The 20,256-nt window shown below is 70.9% G+C and carries 17 protein-coding genes; 6 read left to right on the top strand and 11 right to left on the bottom strand.

The window, feature by feature from the left end; genetic code table 11:
• The first annotated feature begins 5 nt into the window (after positions 1–5).
• Complete coding sequence (gene fdhD, locus ACWDGI_RS30365; RefSeq protein ID WP_450764409.1) at positions 6–854, top strand: formate dehydrogenase accessory sulfurtransferase FdhD; 849 nt, start codon at positions 6–8, stop codon at positions 852–854.
• Positions 855–925: 71 nt separating this feature from the next.
• On the opposite strand, the gene ACWDGI_RS30360 is transcribed toward fdhD, so the two are convergent.
• Positions 926–1,756 (bottom strand): LysR family transcriptional regulator, encoded by an 831-nt coding sequence (locus tag ACWDGI_RS30360; protein ID WP_450764407.1) that lies wholly within the window; start codon positions 1,754–1,756, stop codon positions 926–928.
• Between the two features lie 138 nt (positions 1,757–1,894).
• Here ACWDGI_RS30360 and ACWDGI_RS30355 point away from each other — a divergent pair, with 138 nt between their 5' ends.
• Positions 1,895–2,614 carry an SDR family oxidoreductase gene (locus tag ACWDGI_RS30355; RefSeq protein WP_450764405.1) on the top strand — a complete coding sequence of 240 codons (720 nt, stop codon included), beginning with the start codon at positions 1,895–1,897 and terminating at the stop codon, positions 2,612–2,614.
• 4 nt (positions 2,615–2,618) lie between these two features.
• Here the strand turns inward: ACWDGI_RS30355 and ACWDGI_RS30350 are convergent, their stop codons facing one another.
• Both ACWDGI_RS30350 and ACWDGI_RS30345 read right to left on the bottom strand, forming a co-directional pair.
• Positions 2,619–3,146 (bottom strand): isochorismatase family protein, encoded by a 528-nt coding sequence (locus ACWDGI_RS30350; RefSeq protein ID WP_450764403.1) that lies wholly within the window; start codon positions 3,144–3,146, stop codon positions 2,619–2,621.
• A gap of 126 nt (positions 3,147–3,272) precedes the next feature.
• Positions 3,273–4,298, bottom strand: a complete 1,026-nt coding sequence (locus tag ACWDGI_RS30345) for a bile acid:sodium symporter family protein (RefSeq protein WP_450764829.1) — start codon at positions 4,296–4,298, stop codon at positions 3,273–3,275.
• Positions 4,299–4,496: 198 nt separating this feature from the next.
• Here ACWDGI_RS30345 and ACWDGI_RS30340 point away from each other — a divergent pair, with 198 nt between their 5' ends.
• On the top strand, positions 4,497–5,372 hold the full coding sequence (locus ACWDGI_RS30340) for a LysR substrate-binding domain-containing protein (protein WP_450764401.1): 876 nt from the start codon (positions 4,497–4,499) through the stop codon (positions 5,370–5,372).
• A gap of 55 nt (positions 5,373–5,427) precedes the next feature.
• On the opposite strand, the gene ACWDGI_RS30335 is transcribed toward ACWDGI_RS30340, so the two are convergent.
• A complete protein-coding gene (locus ACWDGI_RS30335; RefSeq protein WP_450764399.1) occupies positions 5,428–6,408 on the bottom strand; it encodes an Lrp/AsnC family transcriptional regulator in 981 nt (326 codons plus the stop codon).
• Between the two features lie 109 nt (positions 6,409–6,517).
• Between ACWDGI_RS30335 and ACWDGI_RS30330 the strand changes: the two genes are divergently transcribed.
• Both ACWDGI_RS30330 and ACWDGI_RS30325 read left to right on the top strand, forming a co-directional pair.
• Positions 6,518–8,017: an MFS transporter gene (locus tag ACWDGI_RS30330; protein ID WP_450764397.1), complete on the top strand. Its 1,500-nt coding sequence runs from the start codon at positions 6,518–6,520 to the stop codon at positions 8,015–8,017.
• A gap of 248 nt (positions 8,018–8,265) precedes the next feature.
• Positions 8,266–10,092 carry an AMP-dependent synthetase/ligase gene (locus ACWDGI_RS30325; RefSeq protein ID WP_450764395.1) on the top strand — a complete coding sequence of 609 codons (1,827 nt, stop codon included), beginning with the start codon at positions 8,266–8,268 and terminating at the stop codon, positions 10,090–10,092.
• A 16-nt stretch (positions 10,093–10,108) separates the two neighbouring features.
• On the opposite strand, the gene ACWDGI_RS30320 is transcribed toward ACWDGI_RS30325, so the two are convergent.
• The 7 genes from ACWDGI_RS30320 to ACWDGI_RS30290 are packed head-to-tail and all read right to left on the bottom strand — an operon-like array spanning position 10,109 to position 18,934.
• Positions 10,109–12,139: a PQQ-dependent sugar dehydrogenase gene (locus ACWDGI_RS30320; protein WP_450764393.1), complete on the bottom strand. Its 2,031-nt coding sequence runs from the start codon at positions 12,137–12,139 to the stop codon at positions 10,109–10,111.
• A 15-nt stretch (positions 12,140–12,154) separates the two neighbouring features.
• Positions 12,155–13,516: a glycoside hydrolase family 27 protein gene (locus tag ACWDGI_RS30315; RefSeq protein WP_450764391.1), complete on the bottom strand. Its 1,362-nt coding sequence runs from the start codon at positions 13,514–13,516 to the stop codon at positions 12,155–12,157.
• A complete protein-coding gene (locus tag ACWDGI_RS30310; RefSeq protein WP_450764389.1) occupies positions 13,513–16,743 on the bottom strand; it encodes a glycosyl hydrolase family 28 protein in 3,231 nt (1,076 codons plus the stop codon). Before ACWDGI_RS30310 ends, ACWDGI_RS30315 begins: the two co-directional genes overlap by 4 nt.
• A 12-nt stretch (positions 16,744–16,755) precedes the next feature.
• Positions 16,756–16,929: a hypothetical protein gene (locus ACWDGI_RS30305; protein WP_450764387.1), complete on the bottom strand. Its 174-nt coding sequence runs from the start codon at positions 16,927–16,929 to the stop codon at positions 16,756–16,758.
• Entirely contained in the window at positions 16,926–18,128 is a 1,203-nt protein-coding gene (locus tag ACWDGI_RS30300; RefSeq protein ID WP_450764385.1) for a glycoside hydrolase family 88/105 protein, read from the bottom strand. The genes ACWDGI_RS30305 and ACWDGI_RS30300 overlap by 4 nt, the downstream gene beginning before the upstream one ends.
• On the bottom strand, positions 18,125–18,784 hold the full coding sequence (locus ACWDGI_RS30295; RefSeq protein WP_450764383.1) for an SPASM domain-containing protein: 660 nt from the start codon (positions 18,782–18,784) through the stop codon (positions 18,125–18,127). The genes ACWDGI_RS30300 and ACWDGI_RS30295 overlap by 4 nt, the downstream gene beginning before the upstream one ends.
• A 9-nt stretch (positions 18,785–18,793) precedes the next feature.
• Entirely contained in the window at positions 18,794–18,934 is a 141-nt protein-coding gene (locus tag ACWDGI_RS30290) for a hypothetical protein (RefSeq protein WP_450764381.1), read from the bottom strand.
• A gap of 330 nt (positions 18,935–19,264) precedes the next feature.
• Here ACWDGI_RS30290 and ACWDGI_RS30285 point away from each other — a divergent pair, with 330 nt between their 5' ends.
• On the top strand, positions 19,265–20,101 hold the full coding sequence (locus ACWDGI_RS30285; protein ID WP_450764379.1) for an aldo/keto reductase: 837 nt from the start codon (positions 19,265–19,267) through the stop codon (positions 20,099–20,101).
• The last annotated feature ends 155 nt before the right edge of the window (positions 20,102–20,256 follow it).

Genomic DNA, 20,256 nt, shown 5'->3' with positions numbered 1-20,256 from the left:
AGACCATGGGACGAGTCACGGAACGACGCAAGGTCCTCCGCATCCGCGACGGAGCGGTCTCCGCCCGGCCGGACACGCTCGTCGCCGAGGAACCGCTGGAGATCCGGCTCAACGGGAAACCCCTGGCCATCACCATGCGCACGCCCGGCGACGACTTCGCGCTGGCGGCCGGGTTCCTGGTGAGCGAAGGCGTCCTGGCGACCGCCGACGATCTGCAGAACATCGTCTACTGCGCGGGCGCCACCGTCGACGGCTCCAACACCTACAACGTGGTCGACGTACGGACCTCGCCGGGCGTCACGCTCCCCGACTTCACCCTGGAGCGGAACGTCTACACCTCCTCGTCCTGCGGGCTGTGCGGCAAGGCGAGCCTGGACGCGGTGCGTACGACGGCTCGCTGGCCGATCGCCGACACTCCCCCGGTCCGGGTCGCACCCGAGCTGCTCGCGAGCCTCCCCGACCGGCTCCGCGCGGCCCAGCGGGTGTTCGACCGGACCGGGGGGCTGCACGCGGCGGCCCTGTTCACGGAGGACGGCGAGCTGCTGGACATCCGCGAGGACGTGGGCCGGCACAACGCGGTGGACAAGCTGGTCGGCCGGGCCCTGCAGAACGGTGACCTGCCGCTGTCCCGGGCGATCCTGCTGGTCTCCGGGCGGGCCTCCTTCGAGCTGGCGCAGAAGGCGGTGATGACGGGCATCCCGCTGCTGGCGGCGGTCTCCGCGCCGTCCTCGCTGGCGGTGGACCTGGCGGCGGAGACCGGGCTGACCCTGGTCGGTTTCCTGCGCGGCCCCAACATGAACGTGTACGCGGGCGAGGACCGCATCGCCCTGCGGGCCGCGGCCGCCCAGGGCTGACCGGTTCCCCGCGGCACGGCGGCGGGGCCCCGACCGGCGGGGAGCGCCCCCTGCGCCGCAGGGGCCCCGCCTCAGCCGGAGCCGGGCGCCCCGACGCCCGCCGCGGCCTCGGCGAACGCGGCGACCAGCGGGGAGCGGCGGCCGGCCGCCCAGGCCAGCAGCACCCGGTCGGGTTCGGCGTCGACGACCGGGACGTAGACGATGTCCGGGCGGGAGTACTGCTCGGCGGCCGAGCGCGGCACCATCGTGATGGCGGTGCCGGCGGCCACGCACTCGAACTTCTCCTCGATGGTGCGCAGCGGCAGGTCGCCGGGCCGGGGGTCGTTGTAGCGCAGCCACTGCTCGCCGTCGAGGTCGGCGAGCGAGATCTCCTGCTTCCCGGCGAGCCGGTGCCGGTCCGGCAGCATGGCCACGCGGGGCTCGCTGTACAGGGTCCGCAGTTCGAGCCCCTCCTCGCGGATCGGGAGTCGCACGTAGGCGATGTCGACGGTGCCGTCGAGGATCAGCTGCTCCTGGTCGTCCCACTCGACCCGGCGGGCGCGCGCCTCGATGTCCGGGTGGCCCGCGTTGAAGGCGCGCAGCGCCTCGGTGACCACGACGCCGGCCCGGAAGCCGACGACGAGCCGCCGCCGGCCGCGTGCGGCCTGTACGACCCGGCGCCGGGTTCCGTCGGCGACGGCCAGCAACTGACGTGCGTCCTCGAGGAGTTGCCGCCCGGCGTCGGTCAGGGTCACGCCGTGGCTGTCCCGTACGAACAGTTCGGCGCCCAAGTCCTTCTCCAGCGCCCGGATCTGACGGCTCAGCACGGGCTGGGCGATGTGCAGCCGCTCCGCCGCCCGGCCGAAGTGGAGGAGTTCGGCGACCGCCGTGAAGTAGCGGACCTTGCGCAGGTCCAGGTCCATGACCGCGGCTCCTTCCCGGGGGGCGATGTCTTCAGGGTATCGCCACCGCCGGAAGAGGTCTTGGACGGCCGCTGGGGCGGGGCCGCAGGCTGGAGGTGTCCGAACGGGACGGAACACCGGCTTGGAAGGGGATCTGCCATGGGTCTGACAGGACAGCGTGTCGTCGTCATCGGGGGTACGGCGGGCATCGGGCTCGCGGTCGCCGAGGGAGCGGCACGGGAGGGCGCGCGGGTGGTCGTCGCCTCGCGGCGGCAGGAGAGCGTCGACGCGGCGCTGAAGGTGCTGCCGGACGGCGCCGAGGGGCAGGTACTGGACGCCACGGACGAGGACGCGGTGCGCGGCTTCTTCACGCGGGTCGGAGCCTACGACCACCTGGTGTACACGGCCGGTGACTCGCTCCTGCTGGAGACCGTGGCCGACACGGAGGTCGCGGCGGCCCGGAGCTTCCTGGACACCCGGCTGTGGGGTGCGTACGCGGCGGTGAAGTACGGCGCCGGGTCGATCCGCCCGGGCGGGTCGGTGGTGCTGACCACGGGCACGGCGGGGCGCCGGCCGTTGCCCGGTTCGAGCGTCGCGTCGGCGCTGTGCGGGGCGATGGAGTCGCTGACCCGGGCGCTGGCCGTGGAGCTGGCGCCGGTGCGGGTCAACGTGGTCTCGCCGGGGGTGGTGCGGACGGAGCTGTGGCGGGAGCTGCCGGAGGCGGTCCGGGAGGAGCTGTTCCGGTCGTCCGCCGAGTCGCTGCCGGTGGGGCGGATGGGCGAGCCGACGGATGTGGCGGAGGCGTACCTGTACCTGATGCGCGGGGGGTACAGCACCGGGTCGGTGGTGGTCGTGGACGGTGGCGGGACGCTGGTCTGAGCGGTCAGGCGGGGGTCAGGCGGACGTCGGCGGCGGTCACGACCGTGCCGAGGCGCGGGAAGTCGAGCCGGACGGACGCCTCGTGCTCGGCGCCGGTGAGGGCGGCCATGGCGTCCTCGACGAAGACCAGGTCGTAGCCGAGGTCGGCGGCGGCGCGGGCGGTGGACTCGACGCCGAGGTTGGTGGCGATGCCGCCGAACACCAGCCGGGTGATGCCGAGCCGGCGCAGCCGGGCGTCGAGTTCCGTGCCCTGGAAGCCGCCGATCGTGCGCTTGACGATCTCCACGTCCCCCTCTCTGCGGAGTCCGGCCACCAGCCCGCTGCCCGGCGGCTGCTCGGCGAGCGCGGGCCGTTCCACGCGGAGCAGCACCACGGGTGCGCCGGCCGCGCGGAAGGAGTGGGCCAGCTGCTCGCCGGTGTGCAGGACTTCGGTGCCCTTGCGGGGCTCCAGGGGCAGCGCGACGATGCGGTCCATCAGGTCGACGAGGACGAGAGCGGTGCGCGCCGGGTCGAGCGCCAGAGGTGCGGTCATGACGGAACGTTAGCCGTCATCAGCCGTCCGTACCGGTAATCCGGATCAACAGGCCCGTGAACTGGTGGCGTTCGGCAGCCGACGGCGCGGCGGGCAGCTCCCCTGAGCCACGACCGCGGCCACGGCTCAGCGGCGGAGCGGCCCGGTGCCGACCGCGGACCGTGACTCCGCCGCGGGGGCGGCCGGGGGCGCGGCGCCCTCGTCCTGGGCCTCCGGGTCGTGGGCGCGGCGCTTGGCGATGACGGCGCACACCATGAGCTGCATCTGGTGGAAGAGCATCAGCGGCAGCACCGCCAGCGAGGCGTGGGCGCCGAACAGGACGCTGGCCATCGGCAGCCCGGAGGCGAGGGACTTCTTCGATCCGGCGAACTGGATGGCGATGCGGTCCCCGCGGCCGAAGCCGAGCGCCTTGGCGCCGTACCAGGTCAGGAGGAGCATCACGGCGAGCAGCACGGCCTCGACGGCGAGCAGCCCGGCCAGCCGGACGGCGCTGACCTGGTGCCAGATGCCCCGGACCATGCCCTCGCTGAACGCGGTGTAGACGACCAGCAGGATCGAGCCGCGGTCGACCAGGCCGAGGATCTTCTTGTGCCGGGCGATGAAGTCCCCGATCCACCGGCGCAGCAGCTGCCCGGCGACGAACGGCACCAGCAGCTGGAGGACGATCTTGACGATGGAGTCGGCGGAGAAGCCGCCTCCGCTGCCGCCGAGCAGTGCGGCGGCGAGCAAGGGGGTGAGGACGATGCCGATCAGCGAGGAGAAGGAACCGGCGCAGATCGCGGCGGGCACGTTGCCCCGGGCGATCGAGGTGAAGGCGATCGACGACTGGATGGTCGAGGGCACCAGGGTGAGAAAGAGGAATCCTTGGTAGAGCGGATGGGTGAGCAGCACGGGCACCAGGCCGCGGGCGGCCAGGCCGAGCACCGGGAAGACTACGAAGGTGCAGACCAGGACCGTGACATGGAGCCGCCAGTGCCGCAGTCCGTCGACGGCCTCGCGGGTGGACAGGCGGGCGCCGTAGAGGAAGAAGAGGAAGGCGATCGCGGCCGTGGAGGCGCCGGAGGCCACGTCGGCGGCGGTGCCCCGGGCCGGGAGGAGCGCGGCGATGCAGACCGTCCCGAGCAACAGCAGGACGTACGGGTCGATCGGCATCCAACTCGGCCAGCTCAGGCGTTTCACGGTGCTCCACTTGCGGTCGGTCCATGGTGTCCGGCCGGCGCGTACGCCGGGCTCTCGCGGGGGCTCTCACCGGTGGCCGGAAGGCCCCTCTCCATCGTCCTCCTCCGGCAGGCGATCGGGAATCCGGTATACCGTTCTGACTGCCATCGCGTTCCGCGATAACATGTTCGAGTGTATGACCCTTCGCAGCTGCGGACCTTCCTCGCGGTGGCCCAGACCCTCAGCTTCACCCAGGCGGCCCGCCGCCTGGGACTGCGCCAGTCGACCGTCAGCCAGCACGTGCGCCGGCTGGAGGACGCGGCCGGCCGCCAGCTGTTCTCCCGGGACACCCACTCGGTGGAACTGACCGAGGACGGCGAGGCGATGCTCGGCTTCGCCCGCCGGATCCTGGAGGTGCACGAGCAGGCGGCGGCCTTCTTCACCGGGACCAGGGTGCGCGGCCGGCTCCGGTTCGGCGCGTCGGAGGACTTCGTCCTCACCCGGCTGCCGGAGATCCTGGAGGGCTTCCGCTACGACCATCCCGAGGTCGACCTGGAGCTGACCGTGGAGCTGTCGGGCACCCTGCACGAGCAGCTGGCCGCCGGGAAGCTGGACCTGGTGCTGGCGAAGCGGCGCGCGGAGGATCCGCTGGGCGAGCTGGTCTGGCACGACGACCTGGTGTGGATCGGCGCGGAGCGGCTCCGCCTGGACCCCGACCGTCCGGTCCCGCTGATCGTCTATCCCCCGCCGGGCATCACCCGCGCACTGGCCCTGGAGGCGCTGGAACGCCAGGGCCGCCCATGGCGCATCGTGTGCACCAGCGGCAGCCTCAACGGGCTGATCGCGGCGGCGCGGGCGGGCCTGGGCGTGATGGCCCACTCGAAGGGCCTGATCCCCCCGGGCCTGTTCCGCGTCCCGGACCGCTCGGGCCTCCCGGAACTGGGCAAGGTCGACTTCGTCGTCGTACACGGCCCGAGACGCACACCGGCACAGGCGGCGGCGGACGCACTGGCGGCCGCGATCCTGAAAGGAGGCGAGCAGTTGCGGCCCGCACGCTCGCGGGGGTGACTCGGACGGTGGCCGCCGCCGCGTGGGCGCGAACGGCCGGCACCGCCCCGTGGACTCACCACAGCCCCTGATACGTCAACTGCTTCACCCGCCGCAAGAACGGCATGGCCTCCACATGCTGCACCCCCTCCAGTTGTCCCACCGGGCCGCTCAGGTACGCGTACAGATGCGCCGTGTCCCGCAGCACGGCCGTCACCACGACGTGCGACGGCCCGGCGGTGGCCGCGGCGAACGCCACCTCGTCGTGCCCTGCCAGCGCCTGGCCGACGGAGTGCATCGCGGCCGGCGTGGTGGTGATCCACAGCACCGCGGACTTCGAGAACCCCAGCACCTCGGACCGGTACTCGACGTCGATGTACACCGCCCCGGAGGCGAGCAGCGCGGCCAGCCGGCGCTTCACGGACGACTCGGACCGTCCCGTTGCCCGCTGCAGCTCCGGGTAGGTCGCGCGCCCGTCCCGCTCCAGCGCGGCGAGCAGCGGAGCGTCCTCGGGTTCCAGCCGCACCGGCCCGTCGGACTCCGGCACCGCCGGGCGCAACGCGGCGACCTGGTCGTCCGTCAGCGCCCGGAACTTCCGCACCCACCCGGACGGCCCGCCGTAGAACCGGTGCAGGAGCTGCTGGGCGCGGATCTCCACCACGCTGGGGGTGCGTGGCAGTTTGCCGAGCAGCAGGTCGTCGTGGTCGCCGGGGTGGCGCGGCCGGGTCATGCAAACGATCTCGGTGCCGCCGGCGGCCAGCCCGATCCAGGCGGTGTCGGGGCGCTTGGCGAGGGCCTCGGCGATGACGGTGGCGCCGTCGGGCGCACAGCGCAGCCGGAGCATCCACTGGTCCTGGCCGAGCCGTTCGGGGTCCCGGACGGCGACCACCCGCAGCCCGGCCTCGGCGCACAGTCGGCGGTAGCGGCGGGCGATCGTCTGGTCGGAGACGCCGAGCACGGCCCCGATCCGGCTGAAGGAGGCCCGGCCGTCGACCTCCAGGGCGCTGAGCAGCCGCAGGTCCAACTCGTCGAACGTGTCGGATTCCAGCGCCAGCATGGTCTCTCCCATCGGATTCCGCCGATCACCCAGGTTCCACGGTCCTGATCGGCCGGACTGGCCCCATGGTACGGAGCGACAGCAAGCCGTTCGGCCGAGGAGTGAAGAGATGCGCAGGTGGGGGCCGCTGACCGCGGTGTGTCTGGGAACGTTCATGTTGTTGCTCGACGTGACGATCGTGGTGGTGGCGCTGCCGGACATGGCGGCGGCACTGCACGCGTCGCTGAGCGACCTGCAGTGGGTGGTGGACGGGTACGCCCTGGCGCTGGCCGCGCTGCTGCTGGGGGCGGGGGCGGCGGCCGACATCCTCGGCCGGCGCCGGGTGCACGTGGCCGGTGTCGCGCTGTTCGCCGCGGCCAGCCTGCTGTGCGGGCTGGCGCCGGGTCCGGGGACCCTGGTGGCGGCGCGGGCCGTGCAGGGGGTGGGCGCGGCCGCGATGTTCGCGACGACACTGCCGCTGCTCGGCTCGGTCTACCAGGGGCGCCGGCGCTCGGCGGCGCTCGGCGTGTGGGGTGCGGTGAGCGGCGGGGCCGCGGCGGTCGGTCCCGTGGTCGGCGGGCTGCTGACGGCGGGGCCCGGCTGGCGGTGGATCTTCCTGGTGAACCTGCCGGTCAGTGTGGTCGCGGTGTGGCTGACGCTGCGGGTCGTACCGGAGTCGCGGGGACCGCGGGGGATGCGCGTGGACTGGGCGGGTACGGCCGCGTTCGCGCTGTTCGCCGGTGGCGTGACCTACGGGGTCGTGCGGGCCGGGGAGGACGGCTGGACGGCGTCGGCGGCGCTCGGCGCGTTCGCCGCGGCGGCCCTGGGGCTGCTGGTGTTCGTGCTGGCGGAACGGCGGGCCGCGCATCCGCTGCTGGAGCTGTCGCTGCTGCGCGGGCGGTCGTTCACCGGAGTCATGGTGGGGGCGTTCGCGTTCAGCGGGGTCGCGTTCGGGGCGCTGCCGTACGTGTCGATCTGGATGCAGACCCTGCTCGGGATGACCCCGGTGCGGGGCGGCCTGACACTGCTGCCGATGACGGTGGCGGCGATGGTGGTCGCGGTGCTGGTGGGGCGGCTGCTGCACGGGGCGCCGGCCCGGCTGACGGTCGGCGGTGGGCTGCTGCTGATCGGTGCGGGCGACCTCTGCCAGGCGGTGCTGGGCGCGGGCTCCTCCTGGACCGCGCTGATACCGGGGTTCGTGCTGGTGGGGGTGGGTACCGGGCTCGTGTCGCCGACGGTCGCGGGCGCGGCGCTGGCCGCGGTGCCCGCGGAGCGGGCCGGGATGGCGGGCGGTGCGGTGAACACGGTCCGGCAGCTGGGGTACGCCCTCGGGGTCGCCGTCTCCGGGACCGTGGTGACCTCGCGGATGACCGGCACGCTCCCGCACGACGCGGCGCACAGGCTGGCGGGCGGCGGCGCCGGAGCGCTGCGCGGCACCTTCGCCGAGCACACCCTGCGCACGGCCTTCGCCTCCGGCCTGAACGGCGCCCTGCTGATGCTGGGCGGCGCCTCGGTGGTGGCGGGCGCCCTGGTCCTGGTGCTGGTACGAGCTCCGCGCACGGACGGCCCGGTGACGAAATCGGCGCCGGCGGCGCAGTCCTCGAAGGGCACGTCAGTGCCGCGTACCTGACCGGCCGGTAACCGGCCGGGGGCGGTAATCGGGTCGTACAGATTCAGTGGAGATTACGGAGGCGGAACTTACTCAACCGTAAGGATTCTGTCCGGACCTTCCCCATGTATGGGTATTTGCCAGGCCCTGACGGGCCCATACGAGAGCAATGCTCGTTTTCGCACCCCCCTCCCGAACGGTCTGCCGGTGGGGTAGCTTTCACGGCGCTGTGCGGAGCGTGACTGGGGAGCGAGAAGCGGGAGCGGGGTTTGCGCGAGTTCACCAACCCGCCGTTGGCGTCGGCGCCGCCGGTCGGCGGTCTGGCCGACTGCGTGTTCGAGCATGCCCTGGCGGACCCGCTGCACATCGCCCTGGGCCGCAAGGACGACCTCGGCCAGTGGCGTGAGGTGACCTCCGCCGAGTTCCGCGACGAGGTCCTGGCCCTCGCCAAGGGGCTGCTGGCGCGCGGCATCCGGTTCGGCGACCGGGTCGCGATCATGTCCCGCACGCGTTACGAGTGGACACTGTTCGACTTCGCCCTGTGGACGATCGGCGCCCAGGTGGTGCCGGTCTATCCCACGTCGTCGGCCGAGCAGTGCTTCTGGATGCTGTACGACGCCGAGTGCACGGCCGCGATCGTGGAGCACGAGGACCACGCGATGACGATCGCCACCGTCATCGACCGGCTGCCGCAGCTGCGCCAGCTGTGGCAGCTGGACTCGGGTGCGGTGCAGGAGCTGTACGACGCGGGCGCGCACCTGGAGGACGAGGTCGTGCACCGGCACCGGCAGGCGGTCACCCCCGAATCGGTCGCCACGATCATCTACACCTCGGGCACCACCGGCCGCCCGAAGGGCTGTGTGCTGTCGCACGGGAACTTCATGTACGAGGCGGACGCGGTCGTCGGCCGCTGGGAGTCGGTGTTCCGCGCGAAGAAGGGCGAGGAGGTCTCCACCCTGCTCTTCCTGCCGCTCGCGCACGTCTTCGGCCGCATGGTGGAGGTCGCCGCGATCCGGCACGGCGTGCGTTTCGGCCACCAGCCGCAGCTGAACGCGGCCGCGCTGCTGCCCGATCTGGCCGCGTTCCGGCCGACGTTCATCCTGGCCGTGCCGTACATCTTCGAGAAGGTGTTCAACGCGGCCCGGCGGAAGGCGGAGAAGGAGGGCAAGGGCGGCCCGTTCGAGAAGGCGGTGGAGATCGCGGTGAAGTACGCGGACGCCGTCGAGGCGAAGGCGTGGGGCACCGGGCCCGGCCCGTCGGCGTCCCTGCGGGTGCAGCACCAGCTCTTCGACAAGCTCGTCTACTCCAAGGTGCGGGCGGCGATGGGCGGCCGGATCCGCAACGCCATGTCCGGCGGCTCGGCCATGGACCGCAGGCTCGGCCTGTTCTTCGCCGGCGCGGGCGTGCAGATCTACGAGGGCTACGGCCTGACCGAGTCGACGGCGGCCGCCACCGCCAACCCGCCCGAGCGCACCCGCTACGGCACGGTCGGCCAGGCCGTACCGGGCACCACCGTGCACATCGCGGACGACGGCGAGGTCTGGCTGCACGGCGGCAACGTCTTCCAGGGCTACCTCAACAACCAGAAGGCCACCGACGCCTGTCTGCACGACGGCTGGCTGGCCACCGGCGACCTGGGCTCCCTGGACGAGGACGGCTATCTCACCATCACCGGCCGCAAGAAGGAGATCCTGGTGACCTCCGGCGGCAAGAGCGTCTCCCCCGGTGTCCTGGAGGAGCGGGTTCGCGACCATCCGCTGGTCAACCAGTGCATCGTCGTCGGCAACGACCGCCCCTACATCGCGGCCCTGGTCACGCTGGACACCGAGGCCGTCGAACACTGGCTGCAGATGCGCGGCAAGCCCCGGATGTCCGAGGCCCAGCTGGTGCGGGACGCCGACCTGGAGACCGAGGTGCGGCGCGCGGTGGTGGCCGCCAACACCCTGGTCTCACAGGCCGAGTCGATCCGTACCTTCCGTATCCTCGCCCAGCCGTTCACCGAGGAACACGGCTTGCTGACCCCGTCGTTGAAGCTCAAGCGCAAGGCGATCGAGAACGCCTACGCCAACGAGGTCGAGGCCCTCTACCGGGCCTGACGGCCCCGTCAGCCGGTCACCTGATGTCGATCCGGAAGACCTTGTCGGACCCGTCGGGTTCGTTGCCGTTGTTGTCGCAGTTGGTGGTGGACAGCCACAGCTGGTCGGCGCCCGGCACCTTGGTCACGGTCCGCAGGCGACCGTACGTGCCCACGTAGTACGCCGTCGGTGTGCCGACACTCTCGGCGTTGCCGTTGATGGGGATGCGCCACAGCCGTTCGCCGCGCAGGGACGCCATGTAGACGACGTTGCGGACGATCGCGATACCGCTCGGCGAGGCCTCCGAGACGTTCCAGGTGGCCTTCGGGTTGGTCATCCCCGCGACCGAGCAGGTGCCCTCGCAGGTCGGCCAGCCGTAGTTGGCGCCCGGCTTGATCAGGTTCAGCTCGTCCTTGGAGCTGTTGCCGAACTCGGCCTCCCACAGCCGCCCGTTGCGGTCGAAGGCGAGGCCCTGGGGGTTGCGGTGGCCGAGGCTGTAGACGTAGTTCCCGAGCGGGTTGCCCGGGGCCGCCTTTCCGTCCGTCGTCATCCGCAGGATCTTGCCGTTCAGGGAGTTCCGGTCCTGGGCGAGGTCGGGTGTCTGGGCCTCACCGGTGGAGACGTAGAGATAGCCGTCGGGGCCGAAGAGGAGCCGTCCGCCGTTGTGGTAGCGGTTCTTCTTGATGCCCTGGAGCAGCACCTTGTAGTCGCTGAGCCCGCTGCCGTCGTAGGTCATGCGCACGACCCGGTTGCCCTCGGCCGCGGTGTGCATGAAGTAGACGTAGTGGTTCGTTCCCCACTTGGGGTCGACCGCGACCCCAAGCAGCCCGCCCTCGCCGTTGGTGGTGACGGCGTTCGGGACGGTCCCGACCTGGATCCTCGTACCGTCCTCGGTCACCTTCCAGACCCGGAAGTCGTCCCGCTCCGTGACCAGGGCGGTCCTGCCGTCGGGCATCCAGTAGGTGCCCCAGGGGATCGTCCAGCCGGAGGAGAGGGTGGCGACGGAGGAGGGGACGCCGCCGTCGGTGGCACAGGCCCTGGTGGTGAAGGTGACGCTGTTGCTCGGCTCGGAGACGTTGCCGGCCGCGTCCCGGGCGACGACGTCAAGGGTGTACGGGCTGTCGCAGGCGAGGCCGGTGAGGGTGGTGGTCGTGCCGCTCGTGACCGTCTTGTAGACGGTGGTCCCGCTGCGGATGTCGTACGCGGTCACCGCCCGGTCGTCGGTGGACGCGCCCCAGGAGAGGTCGACGGTGTTCGCCGTGACGCCGGCCGCGGACAGGGTGCCGGGGGCGGTGGGCGGGGTGCTGTCGCTGCTCGGCCGGGTCGTGCAGTCGACGACGGGACTGGCCGGCGAGGTGTTGCCGGCCGCGTCGCGGGCGATGACGGTGAGGTCGTAGGTGGTGTTCGGGGCGAGGCCGGTGAGGGTTTTCGAGGCCGAACTCCCCGGCGCCTCACCGATCTTGTTGCCGTGCTCGTAGAGGTCGTACGCCGTCACGCCCACGTTGTCCGTGGCGGCGCCCCAGCCGAGGGTGAGCGCGTCCTCGCCGATGTCGGAGCAGGAGGGCTGGCCGGGCCGGGCGGGGGCCTGGGTGTCGGCGGCCGTACCGACGCTGGCCTTGTCCAGGTTGGGGCCGCCGTTCGCAGTGGTGGCGGTGGCGCGGATCTTGTTGCTGCCCGCGGTCAGCGGGACGTTCACCGTCTTCGTCACCCAGGTGTTCCAGTCGGCGGTGGCCGGGAAGGAGACGCCGGCGGCGACGACCGTGCCGTTGACGGAGATGTCCAGCGGCCGGTCGGTGTCGGTGCCGTTGGCGAAGCGCAGGGCGAGCGCGGAGGTGCCGGCGGTGGCAGCGCTCACCGTGAACTCGACGTAGGAGCCCTTGATGTTGGTGTAGTCGACGAAGCCGGTGCCGGTGTATCCGGTGTGGTTGGTGGCGACCGTGCCCTGGGAGATCGTCGCGCTCTCGGCCTGGTAGTCGGTGGCCGCCCGCGCGGTGCCCTGGCTCAGCCCGGCCAGCGGCAGCGCGAGTATCGCGGCCAGCCCGTAGGGAAGAACTCTGCGGATTTCCATGGAGGTTGGCCTCTCTCAGCCGCTGTGCCGGTAGGGGGCGATGGGCCTGACGCGGATCAGACGGGTCTCGCCCGGCCGCAGGGTGGCGCTGTAGGAGTCGGCCGTCACGCCCTTGTGGGAGCCGGACCACAGGTCGGTGACGTCCCCGGAGCCGGAGAAGCCGACCTGGGACCAGTTCACCGAGACCGTGGAGCTGCCGGAGGTACCGGTGTCGAAGAGGGCCACGACGTACTGGCCGTCGCTCTCCTTCTTGCTCCACACCTGCCTGACCCCGCTGTTCACGATCCGCTTCGCGGCCACCCCGTCCTGGTCGACCCCGATGAGCCGGTCATTGGTGAGCATGGCCTTGTCGACGGTGTCGAGGTGTGTGAGGTCGGTGCCGAGGAGCAGCGGGGCGGCGGCCATCGCCCACAGGGTGAAGTGGGAGCGCCGCTGGTCGGCGGTGAGACCGGCCTGGTCGCCGTTGCCGATCTCCAGGGAGTCCAGGTCGTTCCAGCCGCCTGGACCGGCGTACGGCTGCCAGTTCGCGGCCGTGTCGAAGCGGGCGGAGACATGGGACCAGTCGGTGAGCGGATAACCGCTGCCGTGGTCGCCGGGACCGCAGTAGCACTCGACGTCGCCCTGGGTGCGCCAGCTGTTCGCGAGCTGCCGCCAGGTCGGGGCGTCGGCGATCGGGAGGTTGTTGGAGAGCGCGAAGGTGATGGGCCGTCCGGTGCCGCGCAGCGCCTGGGACCAGGCCTTCACGTCCGGGATGTCCTGGCTGCCCACCCCGTCGATCTTCAGGTAGTCGACTCCCCAGGAGGCGAACTGGTCCGCCCAGGAGTTCACGAACTCCTGCGCGCCCGGCTTGGAGTAATCGATGTAGTACATGTTCTTGCAGTTGTAGTTCTTCTCGGTCCTCGAGGTGTCCGCGATGTCCTTCGCGTGGTATGAGGTGCCCTCGATCGGGGTGTTCCTGGTGACGGCGTTCTTGGCGATGCCCGGGGTGACGTAGAAGCCGAACTTCAGGCCCTTGGAGTGGACGTAGTCGGCGACGGCCTTGATGCCGCCCGGGAACTTGGCGGCGTCGACGGCCCAGCGGCCGTACGAGTCGACGGTGAAGCCGTTCGCGTCGCACTTCTGCCAGAAGTCGTCGAGGTTGACGTGGACGAAGCCGTGGTCCTTCAGTCCGCTCGCGACCAGTGCGTCGGCCTGCGCCTTGATCTTGGCCTCGGTGGGCTGGCGGCGTACGAAGCTCCAGCTGCTCCAGCCCATGGCGGGCCGGACGGCCTGGCCGTTGTCGGAGGCGGCGGCCGGGTGGGTGGTGCCCACGAGCGGTACCGCCGCGGCGACCAGCAGTCCGGCGACCGCTGCCGTCAGTGTGCTGACCCGGATCACGGGCGTCCTCCGTTCACGGGCGTCGCGTAGGCCGTGCCGATCCAGGCCTCGTCGACGCGCAGCCGCCGGTAGCGCGTGGTGTCGGTGGCGGCGGCCCAGGTGGAGTCCACCTCCAGGCGGACATGGCGGGCGGTGGCGGCGGTCAGGTCGATGCCCTGGACACCGCGTCGGCTGGGCAGCTCCCCGGACTTGACGGCGCTCCCCCAGTGCGTGCCGTCGTCGCTGAGGAACACCTTGTACGCCTTGATGCGCGCCGACTGCTCGGTGCCGGAGCGAGCGTAGGCGACCGAGTCCTCGCGCTGGTTGAGGCCGATGTACTGGATCTTCCTGGCGGAGCCGAGATCGAAGGTCAGGTTCACGGGCAGCGTCCTGTCGCTGTCCCAGTAGGTGAGGTAGTCGCTGTCACCGGCGGCGGAGCCCGCGTGACCGCTCGCCGAGGCGCTCGCGGTGACCTCGACTCCGGACAGGATGCCCTGACGGCCTGCGGTCATGACCTTGAAGACGGTGTCGTACGGATCCCAGTCGCCGAGACCGGTCAGCGTCAGCACACCGCCGGACTGGGACCAGGAAACCGCCCTGCCCGTGCGGAGGTTGGTGACGGAGGCGATGCGGTAGCCGTTGTCGCGGATCCGCAGGGTGCCGGTCGAGGGTGGGGTCAGGACGTGGACGTACTGGCGGGCGGAGTCGCCCTTGGCGATGGTGGTGACGCCGTGCGCCCCGTCGTTCCAGAAGCCGGGCTTGAGGCCGCCGTTCAGGTAGCCCCCGCCCTCGGTGCCGTGCAGGGACTCCCAGATGGGGTCGAGATAGGAGTCGACGAAGGTGTTGAAGTTCGCCTGGTTGGCCGGGAACCTGCCGTTGACCTGGGCGGTCTCGGCCATCAGGGCCTTGACCGAGGAGCCGGCGTTGGTGACCAGCCGGCCGAGGGTGAGTGTGCGGTCGACGGTCGGGTCCGAGCCGTCGTACCACCAGGCACCCGTCGAGGGCAGTTTGAAGTCGGCCTCGGTCAGGCGGGGTTGGGCCGTGTAGAGCGCCTGCGGGTAGTCGTAGGACGGGGTCATCCCGGTTTTCTGCTCATTGCTGATCATGTCCATGATCGGCGTGTCCTCGTTGTTGTTGCTGAGCGTGCACCCGGGGCGCTTCCGCTGGATCTGCGCGTACAGGTCGTGGCTCTCCCAGTACGCGTTGTCGTTGTCGATCCAGAAGCCGCCGAGGTCGGGATAGCGGTCCATGACCTCGAAGAAGTTGTCGTAGCTGAACCGGCCGAAGCCGTCGCGGGTGGTGAGGTCGACGTCCTTGCCCTTGTAGGCGGAGTAGGCGGCCGAGTCGAGCCACTCGTGGCCGCCCTCGTCGTGCCACTGGGGGTCGTCGGTCATGTAGAGGATGACCTTCATGCCCTTGGCCTTGGCGGCGGTGATCAGCTCGCCGAGGAAGTCCCGCTTGGTGGCGCAGGAACCGGGGATCTTCGAGGGCCAGGGGCGGGCGTAGCCGAGGCGGCTGTGGAAGGTGGCGAGGACCAGGTACTGGGTGTGCAGTTTCTGGGCCTCCTTCACCCAGTAGTCGGGGGTCCAGCCGCCGCCGGTGACGTCGTTCTCCCAGGCGGTGCAGCTGGTGTGGGCGGGGGCGGTGCGCAGGCCCCAGTGCAGGAAGAGGCCGCCGACGGAGCCACGGAGGAAGTCCTGCCGGGGATTCTCCAGGTCGAGCGGCTTCGCGGCCTTACCGCAGTCCTGGCCGCCCGAGACGCGGAGCACACCGCCGGAGGTGTTGTGACTGTCCGTCAGGCAGGCGCCTGTGACGTCCTGGAGGCCGATGTCGTACGGGGAGCCGCCGCCCTTCTGCGCGGTGAAGCGGGTGAGGCGGATGCCGCTCGCCGCGTTGGCGATGACCGCCGGCCGCCCGTCGTCCGACGCGAACTTCACGGAGCTGTCGGTGAACCGGACGTCATCGGCGTCGTGCAGGTACCAGCCGTAGGCCGGCCGGGTGCCGATGGCCTTGGGGTTGTAGTCCTTGGGATCGTTGCCCGGTACGGCGGTCGACATGGTGCCGTTGCCGCCGGGCACGGTGATGTCGACGTGTGTGAAGGTCACCCCGTGGATCCGGTGTCCGCTCTCGCCCCACAGGGTCGGGCTGAAGGACGGGGTGGTGCCGGTGGCGGAGATGTTCTCGTACGTCACATCGCTGATCGAGCCGGTGCCCGGGCTGTTTCCACAGCGCTTGCGGGTGCCGATCTTCTCCATGATCGGGGAGCGCACTCCGGTCATGGTGATGTCCTTGTAGTGGACGTCGGAGATGTTCGCGCCGTCCATGGAGACCATGCCGAGCCCGGACTTGTCGGCGCCCTCGATACGGATGTTCTCGAACTGGTAGTCCGAGAAGTCCCCGCAGGTCTCGGAGCCGAACATCAGGGCATTGCAGCACTTGGCCGACAGGCGGGAATCGCTCACCCGGACGTGGCCGTTGGGGAGCTTGGCGCCGAGGGCGTAGTCGCTCTTGAAGACCAGGGCGTCGTCGTTGGCCCTGATGTCCGCGTCGGTGACCGTGACGTTCGTGGTGGAGATGATGTTCCAGCCGTCGCGGTCGCTCGCGGTGTCAATGGTCAGGTGGTCGGACGTGACGTTCGTACAGCCGTTGACCAGGGCCGCGAAGTGGCCGCCGCGGCGCAGGGTGAGACCGTCGCCGATCCTGAGTCCGTCGCACCGGGTCAGCGAGATGATCTTGTCGGCCTCGCCGGACTTCGGGTTGCCGGTGATCAGGTTGCCGGCGCCGTCGATGACGCCCTGGCCGACGAACCCGATGTCGGTGAGCCTGTCGCCGTAGATCATCGCGTCGTGGAAGTGGCTGTGGCCGTAGTCCTGGTAGGCGTCGTTCGGGTTGGGCTCGGCCTTGTCGTAGGTGTCGGCGCTGGAGCCCTGGAGGGTGGCGCCCTTGTCGAGCTGGAGCGTCACATGGCTCTTCATGTGGATGGTGTTCTTGGACCTGTAGGTGCCGGCGGTGAAGCGGACGGTGCCGCCGCCCGCCGAAGCGGCCGCGTCGACGGCCCTGTCGATGGCCTGGGTGTCGTTGGCCGAGCCGTCACCCTTGGCGCCGTAGTCACGTACGTCGTAGACGGCCGCGCGGGGCGCGGTGTGCGGGGATGCCAGGGCCGCGGGGCGGCAGAGCCCGAGGACGACGGCGAGGACCGAGAGGACGATCGCGGCGGCTCTGCGCCGCGCGGCAGTGGGGGGCTTCATGGTGGCGGTTCCTCACACCAGCTGGTGGTCGCGGAGATCGGTGAGCGGGAGGCAGGTGTCCTGCGAGTCCGAGATGACGCCGAGCGAGCGCCAGAGGCCCACGGCGTGCGCGGTGTTCGCGGGCAGCCCCGCGGCGGCACCCGCGAGTGCGGCTCCGAGGACCGTCTTTCTCAATGCCGTGCTCATGACACTGATTCGCCTCTCAGTTGCTCGTTCATGATCAGGAAGGCCCCGAGGCCGTGGAAGTCGTTCGTGGCCCGGGGGCGGGCGGCGTAGTACGCGTAGTCGCCGACGTTCGTGCCGATGGAGATGCCGGCGAGGTCGGTGCGGCCGTCCGGGCCGACCGACAGCTCGGCGAGCACGCCCTGGTAGCCGCGGCGGGCGACATCCGCGTAGTGCGGGTCGAGGTAGTGCTGCTGGACGCCGCGGGACAGGGCGTAGGTGAACATGCTGGAGCAGGACGTCTCGGTCCAGTTGTCCCCGCGCCCGCCCTTGTCCATCACCTGGAACCAGCGTCCGGTCGCCGGATCCTGGTACTTCTCCAACCCCGCCGCCAGGTTCCTGAAGATGGTGAGAAGTCGGGGTCGGCGCGACTGGTTCGCAGGGACCGCGTCCAGCACGTCGACGATCGCCATCGCGTACCAGCCGACGGCACGGCACCAGTGTTCGGGGGCGAGCCCGGTCGCCGGATCCGCCCAACTCGCGCTCTTCGACTCGTCGTAGGCGTGCTTGAGCAGTCCGTTCGCGATCTGAAGGTGGCCGCCGTAGACGGCGAGCTGCCTCGCCGCCTCGTCGTCGGCGTACGCGCTGTCCCCGAACTCCTTGCCGTACTCGACGAGGAACGGGTTCACCATGTAGACGCCGTCCGCCCACAGTTGGTGCGCGCGGCTGGAGTTGTCCGCGTGCCAGAAGCCGCCGTCGCCGGTGCGCGGGTAGGTGTTCAGGCGGTCGCGGATCTTCTTGGCCGCCTTGCGATAGCGGTCCTGGCCGGTCTCGTGGTGGAGGATGACCAGGAGCCGGCCCGCCTGCATGCTGTCCAGGCTGTTGAACGACTGGTCGATCGAGCCGTCGCTCCTCACGAACCGGTCGGCGTAGCTCTTGAGGTAGGCGAGGTAGCGGGGGTCGTGGGTGCGCTGGTAGGTGAGGTACTGGCCGTAGAGATAGAGGCCGACCGGGTAGGACCAGCCGCCGATGGTGCCCGGGGTGTAGCGGGCCATGGTGGAGTCGACGACCGCGGTGGACCAGTCGGGGGCGGCGGGCCTGGTCGCGGCGGCGGGCCTGGTCTCGGTGGCCGCGGTGGCGGGCGGGGATACCGCGGCGGGGAGCGTGGCCGCCGCGGCGGTGGTGAGTGCGACGGCCGCCAGAGCGGCTCGAAGACGTCTCATGGTCCTCCTTCTCGGTAGGCGGCGGCCTCGGTGGTCCGCCGGAGGGGTACGGCACGGTGGCCCGGTACGTGGCGGCAGGCCGGGTCGGTGTTGCGGGCGTCTCCGGTGAGCGCGTACGCCTGACGGCGGCAGCCGCCGAAGTCGGCGGTGCGCGGGGCGCAGCCCCGGCAGGGCTCGCGCATCCGGGGGTAGGCGTTGACGGCCTTCGACTCCCGCCGGATCCGGGCGGGTTCGCACTCCCGGACGTTCGGCGGGTCCAGGCCGGGCAGGGTGGCCGCGGCCGGGCAGGGCAGGACCGTGCCGTCGGGAGCCACGGTGGCTGACCGACCGGTCAGTCGGACGGGGTGAGAACAGCACCCGCAGCGCAACGGGCAGGCATGGGTGAGCTCGACCAGCAACGCCCAGGGCGGGGCCACGGGGATGTACCGCCTGTACCGCCGGCAGTGGAAGCGGTTGGTGATCCAGCGGGGCGGTTCGGCCGGGGGCGGTTCGGCCGGGGACGGTTCGGCCGGGGGCGGTTCGCCCCGATGCATGCGCTGGTTGAAGGGGTGCCGGTCGCGGTAGCGGTCGGCGGTGACGGCCCGCAGCCGTTCGGTGAACTCCGTGACCGGCCAGGGGCCGGCGGTCGTCCCGGCGTGGACGCTGGTGACGGTCATGGTGCGCGGTCAGCGGTCGCCGAGGGCGTAGCCGGTCACTTCCAGGGCGGTCTCCACGACCTGACAACCAGGGCTTCGCCAGACCTTTTCATCGGATGTCTGCAGAACAGTGGGTTCGGCCAGGAGGTCTTCGATGGTCGTCTCGTTCATGGGTGCATACCTGCTTTCCTGAGGTTGGGGGCTCTCAGAGCGCAGACAGGGAGTCGCGTTCACAGGGATCCGCTGGAAAACCCACAGGATGGTTCACATCCCTGTACCGGGTTCAGCGATACGTCCGACGATGCGAACCAGAGTCTCGGCAGGAACGGGCCGCGGTCAATGGCCCGGGCCCAGGAGGTCGGATGCATTTCCGGCCAATCTCCGTCCCAGAGGCCGGCTCACCGCTCGGTTCCGGCGGATTCCGGACTCAGGAATGCATCACGGCCGATGATCGTTGACGATGGATGTACCACCTGTCGACAACCTAAGGATCGAGAGCTCGTGAGCAGCAAGGTCCCCCCGAAAATCCTCAACAACGGCGTCGAGATGCCCCAGCTGGGCTTCGGTGTGTGGCAGGTGCCGGACGACGAGGCCGAGCGGGCCGTCGCCACGGCACTGGAGGCCGGGTACCGCAGCATCGACACAGCGGCGATCTACGGCAACGAAGAGGGCACCGGCAAGGCCATCGCCACCGCCGGCGTCCCCCGCGAGGACTTGTTCGTCACCACCAAGCTCTGGAACGCCGACCAGGGGTACGACGCCACGCTGCGGGCCTTCGACGCGTCGCTGGCGAAGCTGGGTCTGGACTACCTGGACCTGTACCTCATCCACTGGCCGCTGCCGGCCCGGGGCAAGTACGTCGACTCCTACAAGGCGTTCGAGAAGCTGCTGGCCGACGGCCGCGTCAAGTCGATCGGCGTCTCCAACTTCCTCCCGGAGCACCTGGAGCGGCTGATCGAGGAGACGTCGGTCATCCCGGCGGTCAACCAGATCGAACTGCACCCGCACCTGCAGCAGCACGCGGCCCGGGAGTTCCACGCCGAGCAGGGCATCGCCACCGAGGCCTGGTCCCCGCTCGGCCAGGGCAAGGGCCTGCTGGAGGTGCCGGCGATCGTCGCCATCGCGCAGAAGCACAACCGCACCCCGGCCCAGGTCGTGCTCCGCTGGCACATCCAGCTGGGCAACGTGGTGATCCCGAAGTCGGTCACGCCGTCCCGGATCAAGGAGAACATCGAGGTGTTCGACTTCAGCCTGGACACCGAGGACCTCGCGGCGATCAGCGCGCTCAACGAGGACCGCCGCATCGGCCCGGACCCGGCCACCTTCGACATGGGCTGAGCCCCCATGGGTCGTGCGCACGTGGGCCGAGCGCCCATGGGCCGGGCAACCGACATGGACTGAGCGGCAGCCTGTCGCTGATGGCCGCGTCCTGCGCCCTGTCCGTCACCCCGCTGCTGCAACGCACCCTGATCGGTGCCTCCGCCACCTCCATC

The sequence above is a fragment of the Streptomyces sp. NPDC001220 genome, from assembly GCF_053597895.1.
Note: the sequence above shows the minus strand (reverse complement) of the source record. Positions and strands in the feature narration are given on the sequence as shown.